General features: G+C 75.9%; 1 pseudogene. It reads left to right on the forward strand.

Features of this window, described 5'->3' with window-relative positions:
- Window positions 1-4,942, forward strand: a pseudogene (locus FrCorBMG51_RS30155) (beta-ketoacyl synthase N-terminal-like domain-containing protein); the annotation flags it as partial.
- Between the last annotated feature and the right edge of the window lie 483 nt (window positions 4,943-5,425).

Here is a 5,425-nt window from a genome sequence, read left to right on the forward strand (position 1 = left end):
GGCGGCCGCCGGGTCACCGCTGGTGGCGCGGCTGGCCGCACTGTCCCCGGACGAGCGGACCGCGCACCTGCTCGACCTGGTGCGCGGCGAGGTCGCGGCGGCCCTCGGGCACGCCGACGCGCGCGCGGTCGCGGCCACCAGGCCGTTCACCGACCTGGGGCTGGACTCCCTGACCGCCGTCGACCTGCGCAACCGGCTGGGCGCGGCGACCGGGCTGCGGCTGCCGACCACCCTCACCTTCGACCAGCCGAACCCCACCGCCGTCGCCGCCTTCCTGCTCACGCTGCTGACCGAGACCGAGACCGGGCTGGCCGGGACGGCGCCGGCCGATGCCACGGCGTCCCGCGCCGGACGGCCGGGCGGCCAGGTCGTCGACGACCCGATCGCGATCGTCGGCATGGCCTGCCGCTTCCCCGGCGGGGTCGCCTCGCCGGAGGACCTGTGGCGGCTCGTCGCCGCCGGCACCGACGCGATCACCGAGTTCCCGGGCGACCGCGGCTGGGATCTCGAGGCGCTCCACGACCCGGACCCGGACCACCCTGGCACGTCCTACACCCGCCACGGCGGTTTCCTGCTCGACGCCGGCGACTTCGACACCGACTTCTTCGAGATCGCGCCCCGCGAGGCGCTGGCGACCGACCCGCAGCAGCGCCTGCTGCTGGAGACCACCTGGGAGCTGTTCGAGCGGGCCGGGATCGACCCGACGACGCTGCGCGGCAGCCGCACCGGCGTGTTCGCCGGGGTGATGTACCACGACTACGCCCCCAGGCTGGACGAGGCGCCGTCGTCGCTGGAGGGCTTCCTCGGCACCGGCAGCGCCGGCAGCGTCGCCTCCGGCCGGATCTCCTACACGTTCGGTTTCGAGGGGCCGGCGGTCACCATCGACACGGCCTGCTCGTCGTCGCTGGTCGCCCTGCACCTGGCCGCCCAGTCGCTGCGTTCCGGCGAGAGCGAGCTGGCGGTCGCCGGCGGGGTGACGGTGATGGCCTCCCCCGGCGCCTGGGTGGAGCTGTCCCGACAGCGCGCGCTGTCACCGGACGGCCGCAGCAAGGCGTTCGCGGCGGCGGCGGACGGCGTGGGCTGGGCCGAGGGCATCGGGCTCGTCCTGCTCGAACGGCTCTCGGACGCCCGCCGCGCCGGCCATCCGGTGCTGGCGCTCGTGCGGGGGTCGGCGGTCAACCAGGACGGCGCGTCCAACGGGCTGACCGCGCCCAACGGGCCGTCCCAGCAGCGTGTCATCCGCACCGCGCTCGCCGCCGCCGGGCTTGCTCCGGCCGACGTCGACGCCGTCGAGGCGCACGGCACCGGCACCCGTCTCGGCGACCCCATCGAGGCCCAGGCCATCATCGCCACCTACGGTCAGCACCGGGAGGCCGGCCGGCCCGTCTACCTCGGTTCGCTGAAGTCCAACATCGGCCACACCCAGGCGGCGGCCGGCGTCGCCGGCATCATCAAGACCGTCGAGGCGCTGCGGCACGGCGTCCTGCCGAAGACGCTGCACGTCGACGCCCCGTCCCCACACGTCGACTGGACCACCGGCGCCGTCGAACTGATCACCGACACCCGCCCCTGGCCCGACGTCGACCGGCCCCGACGGGCCGCCGTGTCGTCCTTCGGGATCAGCGGCACCAACGCACATCCTCGAGCAGGCCCCACCCCTCGAGGACCGTGCCAGCGACGCCGGGACCACGCCCGCCGGGAGCGCGTCCACAGCCGACGGCACGCCCGGCGGTGGCGCGCCCGGCGCGGGCACGCCCGACACCGGGATCACCTCCGACACCGGGGTCGGAGCCGGGCCGGTGGCGTGGGTGCTCTCGGCGCGCGGCGGGGACGCCCTGCGCGCCCAGGCCGCGCGCCTGCACGACCATGTCGCGGCCAACCCGTCCGCGCGTCCGCTCGACGTGGCCGCGGCGCTGGTGCGGGGCCGGGCCGCCTTCGCCCACCGCGCGGCGGTCGTCGGCGACGACCGGGACGCCCTGCTGGCCGGGCTGGCCGGGCTGGCCCGCGGCGAACTGCCCGCGGGCACCGTGCGCGGTGTCGCCCGGGCCGGCCGGCTGGCCGTCTTCGTCTTCCCCGGCCAGGGCTCCCAGTGGCCGGGAATGGCCGCCGGCCTGCTGGACTCCTCCCCGGTGTTCGCGGAGTCGATCGCGGCCAGCGCGGACGCGCTCGCCCCGTACACCGGGTGGAACCTGCTCGACGTCCTGCGCGGGGCGCCCGGCGCGCCCTCGCTGGAGCGGGTCGACGTGGTCCAGCCGGCGCTGTGGGCGGTGCTGGTCTCGCTGGCGGCGGTGTGGCGCTCGTACGGGGTGCACCCGCACGCCGTCGTCGGGCACAGCCAGGGGGAGATCGCCGCCGCGTACGTGGCCGGCATCCTCACCCTCGACGACGCCGCCCGAATCGTCGCCCTGCGCAGCCAGGCCATCACCACGATTGCCGGGCAGGGCGGCATGGCCTCGATCGCACTACCCGCGGACGACGTGCGGGCGCGGCTGGCCGACAGCGGCATTGGTGACACGGTGTCGCTGGCGGCCGTCAACGGCCCGCGGTCGACCGTCGTCGCCGGCAGCCCGCGGGCGCTGGCCGAACTGGTCGCCGACTACCAGGCGCAGGGGGTGCGGGCCCGGCTCGTCCCGGTGGACTACGCCTCCCACTCGCCCCAGGTCGACAGTCTGCGCGACCACCTGCTCACCACGCTCGCCGGGATCACCCCCCGGGCCGGGACGATCCCGCTGCTGTCCAGCGTGACCGCCGAGCCGGTCGACGGCAGCACGCTCGACGCGGCGTACTGGTTCGCCAACCTGCGCGGCACCGTCCGGTTCGAGGCCGCCACCAGGGCCCTGCTCGGCAGCGGCCACGACGTGTTCATCGAGGTCAGCCCGCATCCGGTGCTCGTCGGCGGGATCAACGAGACGGTCGACGCCGCCGGGCCGGCCGGTGCCGGCGTCGGCGTGCTCGGCACGCTGCGCCGCGACGNCCGCGACGCCGGCGGGCCGGCCCAACTGCTGACCGCGCTGGCCGAGGCGCACGTCCACGGCCTGCCGGTCGACTGGAGCGACACCCTCGCCGGCGCCGACCCGTACGCCGTCGACCTGCCCACCTACGCGTTCCAGCGGCGCCGTTTCTGGCTCGCTACCGGGACGGCGGCGGCCGGCGAGCTCACCGCGGCACCGGCCTCGTCCACCGACCGGCCCGGCCTGGACGGCGGCGAAGGCGATCTCGACACGGCCGGGGCGGCGGGCACCGGGCTCGGGCTCGCGGCCGGGAGCGCGGCCGGGGCGTCGGGGCATCCGCTCGCGGCGCTGTCCCCGCAGGCGTTGCGGGAGCGGCTGACGGAGCTGGTCCGCACGACCGCGGCCGGGGTGCTCGGGCACGCGGACGCGGAGTGGATCGACGACGGGCAGACCTTCCGGGACCTCGGTTTCGACTCGCTCGGCGCCGTGCGGTTCCGCGACGGGCTCGCCGCGGCCACCGACCTGACCCTGCCGAGCACCCTGGTGTTCGACTTCCCGACGCCGGCCGCCCTGGTCGAGCGGCTGATCACTCTGGTGTCGGGCACGCCCGCGACCACTGCGCGGCGCGCCCGCCGGCGCGTCGACCCCGCCGAGCCGATCGCGATCGTCGCGGTCAGCGGACGCTGGCCGGGCGGCGCCGACTCCCCCGAGGCGCTGTGGGATCTCGTCGCCGACGGCCGGGACGCCATCGGCGGGTTCCCGTCGAACCGCGGCTGGGACGCCGAGGCGCTCTACGACCCCGAACCCGGCAAACCGGGACGGACCTACACCCGTGACGGCGGCTTCCTCTACGACGCCGACCGCTTCGACGCGGAGTTCTTCGGCAGCAGCAGCGGCTGCTGCTGGAGTCCGCCTGGGAAGCGCTCGAACGCGCCGGCATCGACCCGCACAGCCTGCGCGGCAGCCGGTCCGGGGTGTTCGTCGGCGCCACCCAGCAGGACTACGGCCCGCGTCTGACCGACTCGCCGCGCGACGCCGAGGGCTACGTGCTCACCGGCAGCACGACATCCGTGGCCTCCGGGCGGCTGGCCTACACCCTCGGACTGGAAGGGCCGGCGCTGACCGTCGACACCGCCTGCTCGTCCTCGCTGGTCGCGACCCATCTGGCCGCCCAGTCGCTGCGCGGCGGCGAGTGCGACCTGGCGCTGGCCGGCGGCGTCGCCGTGATGGCGACCCCGGGGCTGTTCACCGAGTTCTCCCGGCAGCGGGGGCTCGCCCCCGATGGCCGCAGCAAGGCGTTCGCGGCGGCGGCGGACGGCACGTCCTGGGCCGAGGGCGTCGGGTTCCTGCTGCTGGAGCGGCTGTCGGACGCGCAGCGGGCCGGCCGGCGCATCCTGGCGGTGATCCGCGGCAGCGCGGTGAACTCCGACGGCGCGTCGAACGGGCTGACCGCACCGAACGGCCAGTCCCAGCAGCGGGTCATCGCGGACGCGCTGGCCGCCGCCGGGCTCACGGCCGGCGACATCGACGCCGTCGAGGCGCACGGTACCGGCACCCGCCTCGGCGACCCGATCGAGGCGGAGGCACTGATCGCCACCTACGGCCAGCAGCGCCCCGCCGACCGGCCGCTGCTGCTCGGCTCGATCAAGTCGAACATCGGGCACACCCAGACGGCGGCCGGCATCGCCGGCATCACAAAGATCGTCTATGCGCTGCGCCACGGCCTGCTGCCGAAGAGCGTCGCCGGCATCATCAAGACGGTCCACGCCCTCCAGCACGGCGTCCTGCCGAAAACCCTGCACGTGGACGCGCCGTCACCGTTCGTGAACTGGTCGGCGGGCGCGGTGGAACTGCTCACCTCCGCCCGCCCCTGGCCGACAGCCGACCGCCCCCGCCGGGCCGCGGTCTCCTCCTTCGGCATCAGCGGCACCAACGCCCACGTCATCATCGAACAGTCCCCCGACCAGGACGTCCCAGCGGATGCCCCCGCGGACGCTTCGGATCATGACANCGGCACCAACGCCCACATCATCATCGAACAGGCCCCCACCGACCAGCCCACCGCGGAGAACGCCGCGGTGGACAGCCCTCCGGCCACCCCGGCGGATGCCGGGACGGACGGCCCGGCGGACCGGACGGACGTGCGGGCAGCTGCCCTGGTCGACGCGGACGCGCCCGCCACGGGCACACCCGCCACCGAGGCGGGCGCGGAGCCGGGGAGGGCGGGGAAATCATGACAACGAGGGAACAAGCGGTCGCTCCGGCAACCACTTCCACCCTCAGCCTTCTGACGGCCAGCCTTCTGGCGAGATCACCGGCGGCCCGACGGACGTCCCCGTGGACGCCCCGGCGGGGGACGCGGGCGCGGGGGCGGTTGTCGTGCCGTGGGTGGTCTCCGCGGCGTCAGCGGAGTCGTTGCGGGAGCAGGCCGCCAGGCTGGCCGCGCACGTCACCGCCGACAGCGCGCTGCGGCC

It is taken from the genome of Protofrankia coriariae (assembly GCF_001017755.1).
Taxonomy (GTDB): Bacteria; Actinomycetota; Actinomycetes; order Frankiales; family Frankiaceae; genus Protofrankia; species Protofrankia coriariae.